Raw genomic sequence first — 19,090 nt, forward strand, 5'->3', positions numbered from 1 at the left:
TTTTGCTGTTGAAACAGCTGGATGGTCAGAGCGTCAAGCTCGCCCTGAATGAGAAGGGGCAGGACGGTTTTTCTTCCTATCGCGCCACGCCGGCTGTCTGAGGTACAGATGAACAATATGATTTTGCTGTTGAAACAGCTGGAACGGCAGGGAGTGAAGCTGGCGCTGAACGACAAGGGCCAGCTTATCTCCCAGTCGAGCAAGGAGGCGGTGACGCCGGCCATCGGCGCCACCATCAAGGCCCACAAGGATGAGCTGGTGCGCTGCCTGGCGGCCCGTGCCGCCTTCGAGGCGCCCATTCTTGCGCAACGTGATGCCGAGGGCGCCCGGCAGGGCCCGCTCTCGTCGTCCCAGAGCGGGCTCTGGTTTATCGAGCAGTACGAGGAGGCCTCCCACCTCTACAACATGCCGGTCTATTTTCGCGTCAAGGGAGAGCTGGACACGGCGGCGCTGGAGTTTGCCTTCGACCACCTGTTTGCCCGCCACCCCAGCATGCGCACCCGCTTCATCAAGGACGAGGCGGGCAGGGGGGCCCAGGAGATCCTGCCCCACACGCCCTTCACGCTGCAGATTGAGGACGTGAGCGCAGAGCCCATTGCCGAGCGCGAGGCCTATGTGGCCCGCCGGGTGCGCGAGGAAATAGGGCGCCCCTTCTCCCTGACCCAGGGGGATCTGAGCCGGGTACACCTTATTCGGCTCGGCAGCCGCGAGCACGTGCTGCTGATCACCCAGCACCACATCATCTCCGACGGCTGGTCGGTCAAGAACATGTTCGCGGATCTCAAGCGCGCCTTTCTTGCCCATCAGAACCGCGAGCCCCTGCAGGTGAGCGAGCTGCCGCTCACCTACATCGACTATGCCCGCTGGTTCAACTCACCGCGTTTTCTCGATTATCACGCCGAGTTCAAGCCGTTCTGGGTCGACCGGCTCGGTGGCAGCCCCGAGGTACACGGTCTGCCGCTGGACAAGCCGCGCCCGGCCCATCAGGACAGCGGCGGCGAGCTGGTCTTCTCCACCATCGACAACGATCTGTGGGAGAGCTTCAAGCGCCTCTGCCAACGTCACAGCACCTCCAACTTCATCGGCCTGCACGCCCTGTTTGCCCTGCTGATGGTGCGCCAGAGCGGCGAGAAGGAGGTGGTGATCGGCACCCCGCTCGCCTATCGCGAGCGCCACGAGATCGAGTCGCTGGTGGGCTTTTTCGTCAATACCCTGGTGCTGCGCACTCAACTCAGCGGCAAGCCCAGCTTTGTCGATTATCTGCAGCAGTGCCGGGAGGAGGATCTGGCGGCCTTCGATCACCAGCTCTACCGATTCGAGGCGCTGGCCGAGGCCATTGGCGCCGATCGCACCACCGCCATCAACCCCATCTTCCAGATCATGCTGGTCTATCAGGCCAAGGTGGACTTCAACGATCTCATCCCCGGCTGCCAGCTGGTGGAGGAGACCTCGCCGGTGCTGCCGGCCAAGACCGACATCTCGGTCAAGGTGACCGAGCTGATGGACTCCGTCAGGGTGGACTGGTTGTTCGCCACCGCCCTGTTCGAGCGAGAGACCATCCAGGCCTACGCCGATCGCCTGCTGCACCTGATGCGCGCCGTGGTGGCGGCCCCCGAGACCGACATCTGGCAACTGCCGCTGGAGGCGGGCACTGACCAGGCGGCGCTGGCCGCACAACTTGCCGACCTGCCGCGGGACTACCCGAGCCGCGACACCCTGCTCTGTCATATCGAGCGGCGCGCTATTCAGTTGCCGGATGCGCTGGCGGTCAGCGACGGAGCGGATGCGTTGACCTATGGCGAGCTGGAGGTGCGTGCCAACCAGCTGGCCCACTGGCTACAATCCTGCGGCGTTACCCCGGGCGCCGCCATCGGCATCCAGGCCAGACGCGATGTCGCCTTCGTCATCGCCCTGCTCGCCTGCTGGAAGGCGGGGGCTGCTTATGTGCCGCTCGATCCTGCCTATCCTGCCGAGCGGCTGGCCCATATCCTCGGCGATGCGGCCATCAGCCTGGTGCTGGGTAGCGTGCCGGATGGGCGCCTTGGCGAGGCGCTGGCGGGCACGACTGCCGAATATCACGATCTGCACCAGCTTGCGCTGGACAAGATGCCAACCAGCACGCCCGCACTGCCTCGGGATGCTGCCATGCTGGCCCAGATCATCTACACCTCCGGCAGCACCGGCCTGCCCAAGGGAGTCATGGTGGAGCAGGGCAGCTTGGTCAACCTGATGGCGGATCACGGTGAGCGCATCGCCCTTGATCAGAATGGCGCCATGTTCAACTGCATGTCCCTCTCGTTTGATGCGGGCAACATGACCAGCTTGCTGCCGCTCTACTGCGGCGCGGCCCTGCACTTCGGCGAGCCGGGCGAGGGGGTGATCGGCGCCGCCATCGTTTGCGGTGCCAGCCATATGATTTTGCCGACCGCCCTGCTCGCCAACTTGCTGCCAGCGGCGGATCTCGGCTCCCTCAAGGCCATCGGCTTTGGCGGCGAGGCGTGCCCGAGCAGCCTGGTGGAGCGCTGGGGGGAGCGGGTGGCGCTCTTTAACATGTACGGCCCGACCGAGTGCACCGTCACCGCGCTCTGCGCGCGGCTCACCCCGGGGACGCCCATCACCATAGGTCGACCCGTCAACCACCTGAAGGCGCTGATCCTGGACGAGGCGGGCAACCTCTGCCCGGTGGGGGTGCCCGGTGAGCTCTGCCTGGTAGGGTTGGGGCTGGCACGCGGCTACCTCAATCTGCCGGAGCGCACCCAGGAGGCCTTTATCGAGCTGGCGCTGGCGGAACGTACCCATCGCCTCTATCGCACCGGCGATCGGGCCCTGCTGCGCCGTGATGGCAACATCCAGTATCTGGGCCGGATAGACGAGCAGATCAAGCTGCGCGGCTATCGTATCGAGCCGGGGGAGATAGAGACCCGGCTTGCCGAATTGTGCCCGGTCATCCGCCAGATCAAGGTGGTGGTGCAGGAGGGGCGTCTGCTCGCTTACGCCTGTTTGCAGGCCGGTGCAAGGGAGCCCGACGGCGACGCCCTGTTGCAGCGGGCCGGCGAGTGCCTGCCCGAATACATGGTGCCGGCGCGCCTGTGCTGGCTGCCCGAGATGCCGCTCACCCCCAACGGCAAGCTGGACTTGCGCCGCCTGCCCGCCATCGTCTGGCAGCAGAGCAAGGGCGAGCCGCAAAACGAACTGGAGCAGACCGTGCTTGCCATCTGGCAAGGGGTGCTCAAGCAGCCGCTCGGGGTGGAGGATGACTTCTTCCGCTTGGGCGGTGATTCCATCCTCAGCATCCAGCTCACCACCCGGTTGCGGGATGCGGGACTGCACTGCAGCGTGAAGGACGTGTTCGAAGCCAAGACGGTGCGCCGCCTCTGCCGCCAGCTCGGCCAGCAGCAGGCGGTCAGCCACAGGAGCGAGCAGGGCAGCCTGACCGGCGAGTTCCCGCTCCACCCCATTCAGCACTGGTTCTTCGAGCAGGGCTTTGCCAAGTCCGGTCACTGGAACCAGGGGGTGATCCTGCGCCTGCCGGCCGGGGTGGACGATGAGGCCCTGCGCGGCTGGCTGGATACCCTGCGCCAGCACCACGATGCCCTGCGCCTGGCGGTGACCCCGACCGGCCAGCGCTACCTGGCCGAACTGCCATTGCCGCCGCTGCCGACCCTGGATGCCGGCAACCTCGATGAGGCCGAACTGCAGGCCCGCCTGACCGAGCTGCAGGGGGATCTCGACCCTGCCAGCGGCCACACCCTGGCCTGGGCCCGCCTGCGCAATCTCGCCCTCGAGGGGGATCGCGAGGGCGAGACGGTGGAGGGGCTCTTCCTCGCCTTCCATCACCTGGTGATCGATGCGGTCTCCTGGCGCATCCTGGCCGAAGATCTGGCACGGGTGAGCAGGGGTGAGCCGCTGCCCGTCAAGGGCAGCAGCTATCGCCAGTGGGGCGAGGGGCTCGCGGCCTACGCCAAAAGGGAAGAGGAACAGCTTGGCTTCTGGCTGGCTCAGGGGGAAGGCAGCCAGGGTCACCTGCTGGAAGCGGCGCGCGCTGCCGATGGCCGCGCCGCCGCCAGCCTGCTGCAACTGAGTCAGGAGACCACGGCCCGGCTCATCGACACCGCCAACCAGGCTTACTTCACCCGGGTGCCCGACCTGCTGCTGGCGGCACTGACCCGCACCCTGAGCGAGCAGGGTTACGGCAGCCGTCACTGCGTGATGCTGGAAGGGCACGGTCGTGAGGCCATCGATGCGGAACTGGACGTGAGCCGTACCCTGGGCTGGTTCACCAGCACCTACCCGCTGGCGCTGGCGGATGCCAAGGAGTGGGATGCGCTGGTGTGCGCCACCAAGGAGCAGCTGCGCGCCGTGCCGGACAAGGGGGTGGGCTTCAACGCCCTGCGGCTGCACCACCCACGTGGCTGGGCACTGCCCGAAGCCCTGGTGGTCTTCAACTATCTGGGGGTCAGCCATCAGGGCGAGGCCGCTCAACCCTGGCAACCCCTGCCGCTGGCGCCGGGGGCCCCCACGTCCCCTGACAACCTGCCGCGTGAGCTGGTCAGTCTGCACGGTGGCGTGTTTGATGGCCGCCTCACCCTGCGCCAGGTGGGCGCCCTCAACCAGCAGGCGAGCGATGCCCTGATGGCGCGGCTGGCGGACAACCTGACGGCGCTGGTGGAGCACTGCTGCAACCTGAAGGCTCCGCGCCATACCCCGAGCGACTTCCCGGGGCTTGGCCTCTCGCAAGCCGCGCTCGATCGGGTGCTGAGCGGGCGCGAGGTGGAGACCCTGCTGCCCATGACCTCCTTGCAGCAGAGCATGTTCCATCACAGGGCGCTGCTGCCCCGGGATCACGCCTATCACCTGCAGACCGAGATGGACTATCACCAGCCGCTGGACGTGGCGGTCTACCGTCAGGCCTGGCAGGGGCAGATTGCCCGCTGGCCGGCCCTTCGCAGCGAACTGGTGCTGGCGGATGGGGTCGCGCTGCAGCGCATCCTCAAGCATGCCGAGTTGCCATTCCACTATGAGGACTTGTCTGAAGTGGGAAATGCAGAGGCACGGGTCCAGGCCTATCGCGAGCAGGATCTGGCCCGCCCGATCCCGCTCGTTCAGGCGCCCCTGCTGCGCCTTGCCTGCTTCAAATTGGCCCCCGATCACCACAAGGTGATCTTCAGCGCCCATCACGGCGTGCTGGATGGCTGGAGTGGCCCCGTGTTGCTGGGTTCCTTGCATCGCGGCTATCAGGCGCTGATGAATGGCCTGTTGCCGCAGGGCGAGCCGGATACCGCCTGGCTCGAATTTGGCCGCCATATCGCGAGCCAAACCCGCAGCGCCGACGCCTACTGGCAGGGGCGGGGCGAGCTCTTGGCAACGCCTAACGATCTCGCCTGCCTGTTCGGGGTGACGCTGGACGCTAGCTCAAGCGGGCGCCATACCCAGCAGCGACCGGCGGTGCGCGCCACGGCATTGCCGGCCGAGGTGGCGACTTTGCTCGCGCACCGTGCCCGCGAGCTTGGCGTGACTGCTGGCCTGTTGGCCCAATATGCCTGGCACCGTCTGCTGGCACGCCGCTCTGGCGATGCCGTCACCCTGGTGGGCAACGTGACCCCGGGCCGGGATTACCCCATCGAGGGGATCACCGCGAGCGTCGGGCTCTACATCAACAGCCTGCCGTTGGCGCTGGCGTGGCGCACCGAGCTGACCCTCGCCGAGCATATCGCCCGGTTGCAAGCCGACCTGATGGCGCTCAACGAGCACGGCACCCAGTCGCTGGCTGCACTGACCAAAGGCCGGGCACGCCTGTTCCAGGGTCTGTTCGTGTTCGAGAACTACCCCACGCCGGCGGCCCCTGCCGCCCCCGAACCTCACCAGCTGGTGCCGCGCTTTGGCACCGTGGTGGAGAAGGTGGAGCTGCCTCTCTCCTTGGTGGTCAGCAGCCGGGGCGAGACGCTCCAGCTGCGCCTCGAGTTCGACGGCGAGCAGATCCCCGAGGCCCGGGCCGAAGCGGTGCTGGCTGCCTGGCTGGCCGAGCTCGACTGGTTGGCACAGGCGGATCTGAGCCAACCGGCCAGAGTGGCGGCGGCCGCGCCGTTCCCAGTGAGGGCGCAAGTGGCCGCCACCACGGCTGATGAACCCGGCCTGGCTCAGCCGCCGGCCGAGGCCCGCGCGCTGGTGGCCCTGTGGGAGCGCCTGTGCGGCGTGCCCGGCATCTGGCAGCAGACCCTGTGTGAACTCGGGGTGGATTCGGTGCAGCAGCTCGCCCTGCTGGCGGCCCTCAACGAGGCGTTTGGCCAGGAGCGGGCGCTGCTTACCCTGCAGACCCTCAAGGCCCATCCATCCCCCAGCCGGCTCTATCGGCACTGGCTGGTGCGCCAAACGGAGGCCGCGCTATGACAGTGACCATCAAGCATGAGGCCCAACTCTTGCAAACCCGGCCTGCCCCCCGTGAGGGGGCGGCCAACCTGGGTGCGCGGCTAGCGGCTTGCCTCGCTGCCACCCCGCTGGCCCCCGCCATCCGTATGGGCGGGGAGGGCATCAGTGAGGGCGGATCAGATGAGCAGTGGCTTAGCTATGGCGCGCTCAATGATCGGGTGGGCCAGATTGCCGCCCGATTGCAGGGGCTGGCGGTGGGGGAGCGGGTCGGCCTCTATCTCTCCCGCAGCCCCGATCTGGTGGCCAGCTTGCTGGCCTGCCTGCGGCTCGGCCTCACCTTTGTGCCGCTCGAGCCGGACTTTCCGGTGGAGCGGCTGCAGGGGATCGCCCGTCAGGCGCGCCTGTCGGCGGTGATCTGCGATGGCGACAGACCGGCTCCCGCCTTCGGCTGTCCGCTGCGTACCCTCGATGGCCCCGCAGCGGCAGGGGCCGTATCCTGGCCCCAGGTGGATGACGCCCTGGCTGCCTACATGATGTTCACCTCGGGCTCCACCGGCGAGCCCAAGGGGGTGGTCATCAGCCGGCGGGCCCTGCTCTGCTTCCTCGACGGGATCCGCGAGCGGCTCGGGCTTTCACCTGGCTGCCACTGGCTCTTCATCACCACCCCGGCCTTCGACATCTCCCTGCTGGAGATGCTGGGGCCGCTCTGGGGCGGTGGCCGGCTGACGGTGGCCGGTGGCGAGCACAACAAGGATCCGCTGGGGATGCAGGCCTTGCTCGAGGCCGATCCCTCCATCAACTGGCTGCAGGCGACCCCGGCCTGCTGGCGCATGTTGCTCAAAGCTGGCTGGCAGGGGCGCAATACCCTCACCGCCCTGTGCGGTGGCGAGGCGCTGGACCCAGGTCTGGCCGAGCAGCTCTGTGCCCGCACCCGGCGACTGTGGAACTGCTATGGGCCGACCGAGGCCACCGTCTGGTCCCTGGTGAGCGAGGTGCGCTGGCCGCCGACTGATGGCCAGATCACCATCAGCCACAGCCTGCCCGGCTATCGTCACTGGGTGCTGGACGAGGCGGGGCAGCCGGTGGCAGAGGGAGAGTGCGGCGAGCTCTGCATCGAGAGCCCGGCCCTGTGCGAGGGGTACTGGCACAAGCCGGCCTTGACCAGCGCCGCCTTCCTGCGCCTTGCCACCCATCGTCTCTATCGCACCGGCGATCGGGTACGGCGGCTGGGGGCGGACAGCTTCCTCTATCTGGGACGGCGCGACGATCAGGTCAAGCTGCGCGGTTTTCGCATCGAGCTCGGCGAGGTGGAGGCGGGACTGCGCCGCCAGGCCGGGGTGCAGGAGGCGGCGGTTCGTCTGGTGGGCGAGGGGGACGAGGCCATGCTGGTGGGCTACGTGGAGGCGAAGAGCGGGGTGACCCTCAATCGCCTCGCCCTGCGCAAGGGGCTGCAGGCGACACTGCCGCACTACATGGTGCCGGCGCGGCTCATGCTGCTGGATGCCCTGCCCAAGACCGGCAGTGGCAAACTGGACAGAAAGGCGCTGCCTTTGCCGGAATAAATGGTTGTCTGAGTAGACGTTAAAAGCCATGGATAAAAAAAGAAGCCCGCAAATGCGGGCTTCTTTGTGGGCGGCAATCACGCGGGCTTATTGGGTGATGGGGGCCGCATCGGGTTTGGCCAGCAGTTGCTCGACGTCGTCGATCACCTTGAGAGCCGCCTGGGGGCCGCCGGTGGAGGTCCAAAGGGATCCGTCCACGGCGCCGAAACGCTTGCTCTTGATGGCGCCGAGCTGCTGGAAGGCCGGGGTCTGCTCGGCCTGCTTCATGGCATCCACCGCGTCGCCGCTGGCGCTGAGGGTGCCGATCACCAGCCAGTCGCCGTCCAGCAGGTTGAGGGATTCGAGGCTCAGGGCCGGGGAGTGGGGGGTCTTGTCACCGATCTGGTGGGTCGGCCGGGTCAGCCCCATCTCTTCCACCACGCTGCTGGCGAAGGTGCCGCTGTGCATGTAGCTCGGGCCCTTGGGGTTCCAGCGCACTATGCTCAGGCGCTCGCCCTGATGCTTGGCGAGCTTGCTGCGGGCTTCCTGCAGGCGGGCGTCATACTGGGCGAGGAAGGTCTTGGCTTCGGCGTCCCGGTTCAGCACGTGGGCGCTGCGATTGAAGATCTCCTTCCAGGAGTCACCCCAGTTGCCGGTAACCACGGTGGGGGCGATCTCCTTGAGCAGGGCCAGCAGCTCGGGCTTGGTCTGGCCGGTGAGGATGAGGTCGGGTTCCAGATCGATCAGCTTCTCCAGGTTGGGGTTGTCCAGATCGCCGACCACGGCGATCTCCTTGCCCGCCTGTTGCAGCAGGTAGCGGGGCAGGGTGGACTGGCCGCGACCATTGACGGTGCCGACCGGTTGCAGCCCCAGGGTCAAGGCGCTGTCCAGATCGATTTCGCTCAGTACCACCACCCGCTTGGGCTGGGCCGGTACGACCTGGGTCTTGCCGTCGGCATCGGTCACCTGACGGGTCTCGCTGCCGGCCTGTACCTGGAAGCCGACCAGACTGGCCAGCATCAGCACGGCAGCCAGGGGAGAGGAGATCTTCATCGTTACATCCTTCTTGGTGAAATCAGTGGAACACTGGGTCCCAAACGGGCGAACTCATGCTACCACAAATTCAAATGATAAGAATTGTCATTTGTGTTTGTGGCATAAGGAACGGACGGTTTGCTACCATGCTGGCTCATCCACCAAGGGCTCTTCGTGATGTTCATTGCCACTGCGCCAGCCTGTTCACTGGACCGCTTTATCGTGCAGGCCGACAGCCTGCCGCTGCCCGGCGCGGCGCATCTGGCGCTGCAACGGGTCTGCTTTGACCCCGCCGCCTTCACCCCGGCCTGTTACGATGCGGCCGGCATGGTGCTGCCCGCCAGCTTGCAGCGCGCGGCCCCCAAGCGGCTGGGGGAGTTTCTGGCCGGCCGGCTGGCGACGCGCCGGGCCTTGCACCCCTTTGGTCTGGGCCAGCAGCAGGTGAGCATAGGGGCGGCCCGCGAACCCTGCTGGCCTGCGGGGTTTGAGGGCAGCATCAGCCACAGCCTGTTGCAGGGGCGCGGCATGGCCCTGTGTGCGGTTCGCCCGGGTCAGGCGGGGATGGGGCTGGATCTGGAGGGCTGGTTGGCAGAGGGGCAGGCGAGCGAGCTCTGGCCCGGCATTGCCAGCGGGGAGGAGTGGGCTCGGCTGGCGGCCGCTGCCCGCTCCGTTGGCCTCAGCAGGGCTGAGGCGCTCACCTTGATCTTTTCGGCCAAGGAGAGCCTGTTCAAGGCGCTCTACCCCAGGGTGGGGCGCTATTTTGACTTTCTCGATGCCCGCTGGCTGACCATGACGGAGCAGACCCTCACCCTCGAACTGGTGGTCGGGCTGACCCCGACACTGCCCGCGGGTTGGCGCTGTACGCTCTACTGGCAGCCAATGTACTGGCAGGCACAGCATTGGCAAACAGGGCACTGGCAAACACGGCCGGGCGGGGTGCTCACCTGCCTGCTGCTGTGAGTGGCGGCGCGCCGAGACGCATGCATCAAAAAACCGCCTCTCGGCGGTTTTTTGATGGGGCTCAGGCCGGTTGGCGCATGGCAAAGGCGTGCGGTCTGCGGCGCGGTACTATGATGGGGGCGCCGTCGCCGGGGGCGTGCAGTATGTCCACGTCGGTCTGGTAGAGGCGGTCGATGAGGGACTTGGTCACCACCTCGCGGGCCGGCCCCATGGCCTGGATGCCGCCATCTCCCAGTGCGATCAGCTCGTCGCAGTAGCGGGCGGCGGTGGCGAGATCGTGGATGACGATGAGCACCGTCTTGCCCTCGGCGGTGATCTGGTGGATGGCCTCCATCACCTCGGTCTGGTGACCGATGTCGAGGGCGCTGGTGGGTTCATCCAGCAGGATGATGTCGGCATCCTGGGCCAGCACCATGGCGAGCCAGACCCGCTGGGCCTGGCCACCGGAGAGGGAGCTGGCGCTCTGCTGCAGAATGTCGCCCAACTGCATCCGCTCGCAGGCCCAGCGCACCATGCGGGCATCCTCCTCGCTCCACTGATTGAACCAGCCCTGATGGGGGTGGCGGCCGTACTGCACCAGCTGCTCGACCTGGATGCCGGCGGGCACCAGCGGACGCTGGGGCAGGTAGGCGAGCTCGCGGGCCAGCGCCTTCTTGCCGTAGCTTGCCAGCGGCTTGCCCTTGAGCAGGATCTCGCCGGCTTGCTGCTGCTCCTGGCCTGCCAGGAGTTTGAGCAGGGTTGACTTGCCGCCGCCGTTGGGGCCGACGATCCCCACCAGCTTGCCCTGGGGAATGGTGAAGGAGATGTCGTTGAAGACGGGCTTGTGCTGATAGCCAAATTGCAGGTGATTGATGGTGAGCGTCATCAGGCGGCCCTCGGTCTGTCTTGAAAATGGATGAATGGCATCGTCAGTCGGCCTTCTGGCGGTCTTTGAGCAGGATGAACAGCAGCAGCAGGCCGCCGAGAATACGGGTCATGATGCCGGTGGCCACCTCGTGGGGGCTGGCCAGCACCCGCACCAGGGTGTCGCTGGCCAGCAGCAGCAGGGCGCCGCACAGGGCGGCAATCCACAGCGGCACGATGCGATCCCGGCTGAGCCAGGAGGCGAGCACCGGGGCCGCCATGGCGATGAACACCACCGGGCCGCCGATGGCGGTGCCGAGCGCCGCCACGACGATGGCCTGGGCCAGCACGCCGAGCTGCACCCGGTTGACGTTCACCCCCAGACTCTGGGCGGTGACGGGGCCGAGGCGCAGTACGCCCAGAGCCCGGGAGAGATAAATGATCCAGGGGCAGACCAGCAGGATCAGGATCCCCACCGGCAGCACAGTGCTGTAGCCCTGGCCGACGAAGTTGCCCATGTTCCACAGGTAGAGGCTGGTGAGGTGCACCAGCGACTGGGTGGACATCACGAACTGGCCGATGGCGTTCATCAGCTCGGAGACGCCGATGCCGATCACCACGAACAGGTAGCCCTGCTCCCCCGGCTTGTTGCACAGGGCATAGAGCACGGCGGCGGCAAACAGGGCGCCCAGCGGGGCGGCCCACCAGGGCCAGCTGCCGAGGGTCAGGTAGAGGGAGAAGGCGATGATGGCCAAGGAGGCCCCCTCGTTGACCCCGATCATGTCCGGGGTGGCGAGGCGGTTGCGAATGAGGGTCTGCACCAGGCAGCCGGAGAGGCCCATGGCGGCGCCCGCCACCAGCACGGCGACGATGCGCGGCAAGCGGATCTTGAAGACGGTCACCTCGCTCAGCCGGTTGCCATCGCCAAGCAGGGTCTGGATCACCCCCAGCATGGTGAGCTTGCCGGAGCCCAGGGTCAGCGCCAGCAGGGAGAGCAGCACCAGGGCGACCAGGAGCCCCAGCGTGATCAACCAGGCGCGGCGGTGCAGCAACAGGGTGCGGCTGCCAATGCGCAGGCAGACGGTGCCGGTAGGAAGCGCCGTGGTGAGGGAGGGATTGATGGAATTGTTCATGAGGCAGGCAACCTTATTTGACGGCCAGCAGGGAGCGGAAACCGCCGCTGCGCACCACCAGGATGAGCACGGGGGCACCGATCAGCGCCAGGATCACTCCGTTGGGCAGTTCGAACGGCTGGATCAGCCAGCGCGCCAGGATGTCGGCGCCGAGCAGGAACAGCACCCCGAACAGGGCGGAGAAGCGCACCTGGATGGCGAGGCGTACCGGCTCCACCAGGCGGGCGCAGTAGGCGGCGAGAAAACCGACGAAGCCGATGGGACCGGCGATGGCGATGGCGCAGGCGGTAAACAGGGTGGCGGCCAGGAGCACGCCTATGCGCACCCGGGTCGGCCGGATGCCGAGCGCCAGCGCCTGGTTGTCACCCATCTGCATCAGGGTGAGCTGACGACAGAGCGCCAGGGTCAGCAGCAGGCCGAGCAGGGCAAAGGGCATCACGGTGAGTACCGCATCGAGATCCGAGGCGGCCAGCGACCCCAGATTCCAGAAACGGAACTGCTCCAGCACCACCTGGTTGGAGAGCAGCAGGAAGTTGGAGAGGCCGCCGAAAGTGGCGGAGAGGGCGACCCCCACCAGGATGAGCTTGAGGGGGTTGGAGCGCCCCACCATCAGGCCGAGGCCGAGCACGATGAGGTTGCCGAGCAGGGCCCCCATGCCGGACCAGAGCAGGTAACCGTAGGCGGATTCGACGCCAAAATAGGTGAGGCCGATCACCAGGGCGAACACGGCGCCGGCGTTGACCCCGAGCAGGCCGGGTTCGGCCAGCGGATTGCGGGTGGCGCTTTGCAACATGGAGGCCGCCAGCGCAAGACAGACGCCCACCACCAGGGCACACAGGGTGCGGGGCAGACGCAGGGTATGAATGATCATGGCGAGCTTTTCATCGGCCATGAGGGCGGGATCGCCCAGCAGAAATCCGGCGACCTCGCGGCCACCATAGACACCGGCGCCGGTGGCCAGTGAGAGACAGATGAGCAGGAACAGGAGAACCACTCCCAGCCAGAACAGGTGTGTTTGGTGTCTGTGCACCCGGCTACTCCTTCACGTCGAGGCAATAACAGCAGAAAAGGGAGCCCTGACGGGCTCCCTGCGGGGTTTACAGCTTGTAATCCACGCCGGCGTAGACGGTACGACCTTCCAGAATGAAGTCGGCGTCGGTGGCGACCTGGTCACGCTTGGTGTTGGTGAGGTTGGTGATGCCCAGCTTGAAGTCGAGCGCCGGGGTGACCTTCCACTTGGTGTTGACGTCCAGGGTCTGGTAGCTGTCGGACTTGAGCGCCTGAGAGTTGTGCATCGGCACCTTGATGAACTGGCTGCCTACGTATTGCCAGGCCAAGTTGGTGCTGACGATCTCGGTGGCCTGCCAATCCAGGCTCAGGTTGCCGGTGTGATCCGGGGTCTTGGCCAGATCGTCGCCAGTGCTCTTGTCTTCGGAGTCCAGCATGGTCCAGTTGCCGGTCAGCTTGAGGTCGTCCATCACATCGACCCAGCCGGTCAGCTCCAGCCCCTTGACCCGGGCCTTCTTGACGTTGAGGTAGGTCATGACGGTTGGACGGTAACCCGGGCCCCACTGATCGCTTTGGATCAGATCCTCGATGTCGTTGTGGAAGCCGGTGAGGCCGGCGCCGAAGCGATCGGCTTCATAGGCGGTGCCCAGCTCATAGCTGACGGCGGTTTCCGGTTTCAGATCCGGGTTACCGATCACCTTGCAGGCGCCGCGGCAGGCGGTGGTGGCGAAGCCTTCGCTGGACTGGGCCAGGGTCGGGGCCTTGAACGCCTTGCCGGCGCCGCCCTTGATCACCCACTCGTCGCTCAGCTTGTAGAGCGCATAGGCGCGCGGGCTGAACTCGTTGCCATAGGTCTCGTGGTGATCCAGACGACCGGAGAGGGTCAGCGCCAGATCACCAAGGCTGAATTCATCCTGCAGGTAGAGGGCGCTCTGGCTCGCATCCACGCTGCCATTGGTGATGCTGCGACTGTGCTCCAGCTCGGTCTTGCGGAATTCCGCGCCTGAGGTCAGCAGGTGATCCCCCAGGTAGCCGCTCAGCTGGCCGTCGACCGTGTGGTTGGTCTGGGTGACATCAGCCGCGCCGCCGTTGAGCTGGGAGTCATCCATCAGATCGGTCTGCTCGAAGTAGTAACGGGCGCGGCTGTCGAAGTGCTCCCAACGACCGTTGTGGGTCAGCCCCAGGCTCAGGCGATCGAGTTTTTGCACGTTGTGCGGGGTGGCCGGGGCGGTGGGGGCACGGGGCACGTTGTTGAAATAGCTGTCCATGTCGTTCTGGTTGTAGCCCAGATCGAACTCCACATCCTGATTGTCGGCCACCAGCCACTTCAGGCTGGAGAGCATGTTGACCACTTCCCGTTTCTCCAGCGCATCGGCGTCCTTGTTGTTGGACTGATCGCTGTGCCAGCGGTCGCGCTGATAGCCTTCTACTACCAGGCTGCCGAGCAGCTTGTTGTCGATCAGGGCGCCGGAGACGAAGGCGTTGCCACGGTTGGCATCACCGCCATCACCCTTGGTGGGCATGGTGTGGGTGTAGCCGAAGGCCGCCTCGGTCTGCTCCTTGGCCTGGCGCAGGATCACGTTGACCACGCCGCCGAGGGCGTCGGCGCCATAGAGGGAGGAGACGGGACCGCGGATCACCTCGATGCGCTCGATGGCGGCCATGGGGATGGAGCTCAAGTCGAAGTCATTGCCAAACGAGCTGCCCAGGGTCTCGCGAGCGTTGACCCGCTTGCCGTTGATCAGCAGCAGGGTGTAGTCGCCGCCCATGCCGCGGATCTTGATCTCGCTGCGGCCGGTGGGGTTGGTGCCGATGATGTTGACGCCGGGCACGTGCTTGAGCGCTTCGCCGACGTTGTTGGCGTTCATCTTGTCCAGATCGGCGCGGGTCACCACAGAGACGCTGGCCGGGGCGGAGAGTTCGGTGTGCTGGGTCTGGGTGGCGGTGACCACCATGGTCTCGTTGGCCTTGACCGCTTCGGCCTGGGCCAGGCCCGGCAAGGCAAACAGGCCGAGGGAGAGCAAAATCGGGTTCAAGCGAAATACGCCAGGCTGCAACTGCATAGTCAAAACTCCATGAATAAAACAGAGGTTATGGGGTCCGGCTCTGGGGCCGGTGGCTCACTGACTTCCTTGTCTGGCGGTGCCAGACTCGGGGTTATTGTTATTCCTTGTCTGTGCCAGCCCCTTGAGCAGGAGCCAGACACCGCCGCAGGCCAGCAGGCCGCAGCCGATATTGATCCAGGCCAGATGGGCAAATCCGTGCAGGACGCCGCTCTGATCCGACACCAGCAACCTGGCGGAGAGCAGGCTGCCGAGCCCGGCCGCCACATTGGTGACCGTGCCCTGAAAAGACATGAAGGCGGCGCGCTGATGCGGGGCTGGGATGGAGGCCGTGATGGCGAGGGTGGTGCTGGAGCGGGCCGAGCTCAGCGCCATGAACAGGGTGAACAGCAGGTAGACGGGCACGCCGACTGGCATGGCGAAACCGAGCAAAGTGATCAGCGCCAGCAGCAGGCTGGTGATCAGGATGGCGGCCTGGGCCCGGCCCTGATCAATCCAGCTGCCGCACAGCCGCATGGTGGCCATGCTGGCGAGGCCGCCGCACAGATAGAGGGCGGCGATCTGCTCGCGCGGGAATGCCAGGTTGAACTGGAAGTAGTTGGCAAAGTGCGGGATCAGCAGGAAGTGACCGAACATCTGCAGGCAGAGGATAAACAGGGCGCCCTGGCAGAGTGGGGAGGCCAGCAACTGGCGTAGGCCACTGCCGTGAGGGGCGCGGCTGACCGGCAACGAAGGGAGTAGGGTGGCGCAGAGCAGGGCCAGCAGCAGGCCGCAGACGCCAAACAGCAGGAAGGGGCTCTGCCAGCCAAACCACTGGGCCAGCACCAGGGCGATGGGCACCACCAGGATGGCGGCCAGCGAGAACGCCATGCCCACGTAGGCGAGGCGACGGCCCCGCTCGGCCGGCGGTACCAGATCCAGCACGGCCGCCATCAGGATGGCGGCGAGGGGGCCGGCCACACAGCCCGACAGGACGAACAGCACCAGCAGCTGCTGGCTGTTTTGCACCAGGGCGCAGGCCATCAGCAGCAGAAAACGTAAGATGAGCAGCACCAGCAGGGCGGGCTTGCGGTTGACCCGATCGAGCCAGGGGGCGGCGATGAGCCCCATCAGGGCGGCACCCAGAGTAGCACCGCCGCTGAAGTAGCCGGTCTGTTCCGGCTGCATGCCGAGGCTGATGACCAGATCCGGCCCGAGCGGCATCACCATCATCATGCTGCCCATGGAGAGCATGTTGACAAGCAGGGCCAGGTGGATGGCGGCGGGGGTGGTGGTCACTGGCTTCATCGACGGCAAGCTCAAAAAAATGAGACCGAATTGTATCCGAGCGATTTTTTCGTGACAACAAATGGTAATCATTTTTATTTGTGTTATTTGATCTGTCTCCGCTCTTTTCATAGAAAAATGAAGGGCCTGACCTTCATGGTGCTCGCCACTCATGGGCAAAATCATTGAAAAGCGGGGCGGATGGCCCATGATGACGAGGTGATGAGCAGGCCATGATCTGGTTGGCCGCCGAGTGGGACGGGAGGAGAAGATGAGCAGATGGCGCGGGTTTGGATTCTGGCTGCTGTGGGGGCTCTGGTGCTTGCCGCTGCGGGCCGAGGTGAAGGTGATCCCGGTATTCGAGACCCAGGCGGCAGTGCAGACCCTCAAGGATCTCTATCCGGATCTCGGGGTGAGTGCCATGGGCAATCAGCTGGTGCTGAGCGGCAGCGCCGCCCAGCTGCAGGAGGCCGAAGCGGCGCTGGCCAAATTCAACCAGCCGCCCCAGAGCCTGCTCATCGAGTGGCGGGTGGATGGCGCTTCCAGTGGTCAGCAGGCCGGGGTGGGGCTGGGCCGGGATGCCGCCAAACGGCAGTGGTTGCTGGAGGGCAATGCCCAGCAGTATCAGCGCAGCCAGAGCGACAGCTGGCAGGTACGCGGACTGTCGGGTCGGCCCGTGCTATTGCAGATGGGCACCTATCAACCGGTCACCTTCTATCAGTGGCGCGGAGGCCAGGTAGTGGGGCTGATGCCGCTGGTGAACGGCCTCTATGCCACCGCCACCCTGATCGGCGACAGGGTGCAGATAGCGCTCAGCAGCGAGCAGGCCAGACTGGAGCAGGGCACCATCAATCGGGGGCAGAGTGCCACCGAGGTGAGCGGTGCCCCCGGTCAGTGGCTGACGGTGGGCGAGCTCTCCACCAGCGCGGCGCAGCAGGGCAGCAGTCTGGGCACCCAGTTGCAGGGGGGCAGTGGCAGCCAGAGCGATCGTCAGACCCTGCAGATCCGGGTCACGCGCCAGTGAGGCGCCTGGTTGATCGGCTCGCTCCTCGGATGCCTGACTATCCTGGTTGAACCTGGCTGATCAGTTGCCGGCGTGGGGCTGATCGGCTGCGTATTCACGCAGCTGGCGGCTGCGCAGCAGATACCAGAGTGACCAGAGGGTGGCGACCAGTACCAGGGCGGTGGGCCAGCTGAACGACCACTTCTGCAGATTGAGGCTGTGCAGTTGCATCAGCAGGCCGCTGACGGCAGAGCAGAGCAGCAGCAATGGGCTGTGGCGCCTGAGCCAGGCCCGGAGGCTGCGGGTCTGCTGATAGGTGCCACCGCAGGCGAGCAGCGCCAGTATGGCGGGCACGTCGGTCAGCAGGCTGATGTAGAGGGCGAGCCGGTCCGGGTAGAAGAGGGTCAGGATGGCGCTGCCGCTCTCGCGGGTGACGCCGGCCATCAGAAACAGCCAGACCGAGCGGGTCAGCAAGAGGGCGATGGGCCAGAACCAGAGCGGGGGGCGCAGCTGGCCGTGATCGTCATATCTGTGTTCGGGGTAGAGGGTCATGGTTGCCCGGGGTAGTCTGTGCAAAAGATGAAGGGGATATGGGGCGAAGAGGGGCCCTTTGCAAGGCGGGCGAGGGGCGGGAATTAATCGGGGGGCCATGCCCCCCAATCCGCTTATCTCTTTTCGTGCCGGGCTGCCGGCGTCAGAGCCAGCCTTTTCGCTTGAAGAACAGACCGGTACCGAGCGATGACATCACCATCAGCACCAGGGAGAGCGGATAGCCGTATTCCCAGGCGAGCTCCGGCATGCGGCCGAAGTTCATGCCGTAGATGCTGGCGATCAGCGTCGGCGGCAGGAAGATGACCGCGGCCACCGAGAAGATCTTGATCACCTTGTTCTGCTCCAGGTTGGTGACCCCCATGGAGGCCTCCAGCTGGAAGTTGATCTTGTCGAACAGGAACTGGGTGTGGGGCAGCAGGGACTCCACGTCGTGCAGCATCTCGTCGATCCACTTGTTCTGCTCGTTGCTCATCCGCTGGCGCAGGCTGCGCTTCAAGAAGCGCAGGGCGCGACGGGTATCGTGCAGGGAGAGACGGATCTGGCCGTTGGCCTCTTCCTGAGCCATCAACTCCTTGAGCATGGGATTGATCTGATCCGGCTCGAAGATCTGATCGGCGGTGTTCTCCAGGGTCTTGTAGCCATCTTCGATGAGATCGGAGAGGTATTCGACTTTCAGGTTCTGCACCTCCAGCAGGATGTCGAGGGCATCTTCCACCTCCAGCCGATCCTGACGCATATAGTGGCGCAGCAGGCGCACCAGGCCGATGTCATCCTCGCGGATGCTGATCAGCAGGTTGTTGCGCAGGGTAAAGGAGACGTGGACACCCTTGGTGTCACGGCCGATCCGCTGGGGAAACAGGGAGTGAATGTGCAGACCGTCGGTATCCCAGTAGAAACGGGCGGATGCTTCGATGTCATCGAGCTCCTCCTTGTCGGGCACCTCTTCCAGAAACAGGCCCGTCAACCATTCTCGTTCCGCCGTGTCCGGCTTGTAGGCATCCAGCCAGACTGTGTTGTCAGGCACTATGTCGTCAGGCCCGAGCGTGACTATGTCCAGTACCTTGTTATTGAGAATGTAGGCGGTGATCATCTGTCCCCCCTTAAGAAGTCATGGGTAATCAGGGATGGTTGCACAGGTCATGCGGCCTTAGAGCGCGTAGAAAGCGATCCCGTGGACAAGCTGAACGGGCCGATGGAAAACCTGAATGTGGCGAACTATACAGGGGCGGGCCGCGCTTGTCAGGGCCTATTCATCGGAGGTTCAGCCTGTTCGCTCAAAAAAACAGCGAGGTCGGAGCAGCCACGCCGACCTCGAAACGG

At 65.5% G+C, this 19,090-nt stretch carries 12 protein-coding genes; 4 read left to right on the top strand and 8 right to left on the bottom strand.

Annotated features, from left to right (window positions below):
• Nucleotides 1–108: 108 nt before the first annotated feature.
• Nucleotides 109–6,387, top strand: coding sequence for an amonabactin biosynthesis non-ribosomal peptide synthetase AmoG (gene amoG / locus OKC44_RS07765; RefSeq protein ID WP_270812043.1), 6,279 nt, complete (start codon nt 109–111; stop codon nt 6,385–6,387).
• On the top strand, nt 6,384–7,928 hold the full coding sequence (gene amoH, locus OKC44_RS07770) for an amonabactin biosynthesis glycine adenylation protein AmoH (RefSeq protein WP_270812046.1): 1,545 nt from the start codon (nt 6,384–6,386) through the stop codon (nt 7,926–7,928). The genes amoG and amoH overlap by 4 nt, the downstream gene beginning before the upstream one ends.
• 87 nt (nt 7,929–8,015) lie before the next feature.
• On the opposite strand, the gene OKC44_RS07775 is transcribed toward amoH, so the two are convergent.
• The gene (locus OKC44_RS07775; RefSeq protein ID WP_201881882.1) at nt 8,016–8,960 is read right to left on the bottom strand and encodes an amonabactin ABC transporter substrate-binding protein; all 945 of its coding nucleotides are present in this window, start codon (nt 8,958–8,960) and stop codon (nt 8,016–8,018) included.
• Nucleotides 8,961–9,116: 156 nt separating this feature from the next.
• Between OKC44_RS07775 and amoD the strand changes: the two genes are divergently transcribed.
• Nucleotides 9,117–9,902: an amonabactin biosynthesis phosphopantetheinyl transferase AmoD gene (gene amoD, locus OKC44_RS07780; RefSeq protein WP_270812150.1), complete on the top strand. Its 786-nt coding sequence runs from the start codon at nt 9,117–9,119 to the stop codon at nt 9,900–9,902.
• Nucleotides 9,903–9,963: 61 nt separating this feature from the next.
• On the opposite strand, the gene OKC44_RS07785 is transcribed toward amoD, so the two are convergent.
• From OKC44_RS07785 to OKC44_RS07805, 5 genes are all read right to left on the bottom strand, one after another.
• The gene (locus OKC44_RS07785) at nt 9,964–10,767 is read right to left on the bottom strand and encodes an amonabactin ABC transporter ATP-binding protein (RefSeq protein WP_016350955.1); all 804 of its coding nucleotides are present in this window, start codon (nt 10,765–10,767) and stop codon (nt 9,964–9,966) included.
• Nucleotides 10,768–10,810: 43 nt separating this feature from the next.
• The gene (locus OKC44_RS07790; RefSeq protein WP_187364669.1) at nt 10,811–11,878 is read right to left on the bottom strand and encodes an amonabactin ABC transporter permease subunit 1; all 1,068 of its coding nucleotides are present in this window, start codon (nt 11,876–11,878) and stop codon (nt 10,811–10,813) included.
• Between the two features lie 13 nt (nt 11,879–11,891).
• Complete coding sequence (locus OKC44_RS07795) at nt 11,892–12,908, bottom strand: amonabactin ABC transporter permease subunit 2 (protein ID WP_065477204.1); 1,017 nt, start codon at nt 12,906–12,908, stop codon at nt 11,892–11,894.
• A 67-nt stretch (nt 12,909–12,975) separates the two neighbouring features.
• Nucleotides 12,976–14,949, bottom strand: coding sequence for a siderophore amonabactin TonB-dependent receptor (locus OKC44_RS07800; protein WP_044800145.1), 1,974 nt, complete (start codon nt 14,947–14,949; stop codon nt 12,976–12,978).
• Nucleotides 14,950–15,006: 57 nt separating this feature from the next.
• A complete protein-coding gene (locus OKC44_RS07805; protein ID WP_162517101.1) occupies nt 15,007–16,236 on the bottom strand; it encodes a siderophore amonabactin export MFS transporter in 1,230 nt (409 codons plus the stop codon).
• A gap of 250 nt (nt 16,237–16,486) precedes the next feature.
• Here OKC44_RS07805 and OKC44_RS07810 point away from each other — a divergent pair, with 250 nt between their 5' ends.
• Nucleotides 16,487–17,239 carry a hypothetical protein gene (locus tag OKC44_RS07810; protein WP_270812063.1) on the top strand — a complete coding sequence of 251 codons (753 nt, stop codon included), beginning with the start codon at nt 16,487–16,489 and terminating at the stop codon, nt 17,237–17,239.
• Nucleotides 17,240–17,299: 60 nt separating this feature from the next.
• Here the strand turns inward: OKC44_RS07810 and OKC44_RS07815 are convergent, their stop codons facing one another.
• Nucleotides 17,300–17,770: a DUF2919 domain-containing protein gene (locus tag OKC44_RS07815; RefSeq protein ID WP_024943989.1), complete on the bottom strand. Its 471-nt coding sequence runs from the start codon at nt 17,768–17,770 to the stop codon at nt 17,300–17,302.
• A 142-nt stretch (nt 17,771–17,912) separates the two neighbouring features.
• Nucleotides 17,913–18,860, bottom strand: coding sequence for a magnesium/cobalt transporter CorA (gene corA / locus OKC44_RS07820; RefSeq protein ID WP_011705843.1), 948 nt, complete (start codon nt 18,858–18,860; stop codon nt 17,913–17,915).
• Between the last annotated feature and the right edge of the window lie 230 nt (nt 18,861–19,090).

This window comes from Aeromonas sp. S41-2, assembly GCF_027705845.1.
Lineage (GTDB): Bacteria > Pseudomonadota > Gammaproteobacteria > Enterobacterales > Aeromonadaceae > Aeromonas > Aeromonas hydrophila.

Bases quoted from the DNA above. Each gene is read 5' to 3' on its own strand.
- OKC44_RS07815 (WP_024943989.1), bottom strand. From the start codon at position 17,770: ATGACCCTCTACCCCGAACACAGATATGACGATCACGGCCAGCTGCGC.
- OKC44_RS07805 (WP_162517101.1), bottom strand. From the start codon at position 16,236: ATGAAGCCAGTGACCACCACCCCCGCCGCCATCCACCTGGCCCTGCTT.
- OKC44_RS07790 (WP_187364669.1), bottom strand. From the start codon at position 11,878: ATGAACAATTCCATCAATCCCTCCCTCACCACGGCGCTTCCTACCGGC.
- OKC44_RS07785 (WP_016350955.1), bottom strand. From the start codon at position 10,767: ATGACGCTCACCATCAATCACCTGCAATTTGGCTATCAGCACAAGCCC.
- OKC44_RS07775 (WP_201881882.1), bottom strand. From the start codon at position 8,960: ATGAAGATCTCCTCTCCCCTGGCTGCCGTGCTGATGCTGGCCAGTCTG.
- corA (WP_011705843.1), bottom strand. From the start codon at position 18,860: ATGATCACCGCCTACATTCTCAATAACAAGGTACTGGACATAGTCACG.
- amoG (WP_270812043.1), top strand. From the start codon at position 109: ATGAACAATATGATTTTGCTGTTGAAACAGCTGGAACGGCAGGGAGTG.
- OKC44_RS07810 (WP_270812063.1), top strand. From the start codon at position 16,487: ATGAGCAGATGGCGCGGGTTTGGATTCTGGCTGCTGTGGGGGCTCTGG.
- OKC44_RS07800 (WP_044800145.1), bottom strand. From the start codon at position 14,949: ATGCAGTTGCAGCCTGGCGTATTTCGCTTGAACCCGATTTTGCTCTCC.
- amoH (WP_270812046.1), top strand. From the start codon at position 6,384: ATGACAGTGACCATCAAGCATGAGGCCCAACTCTTGCAAACCCGGCCT.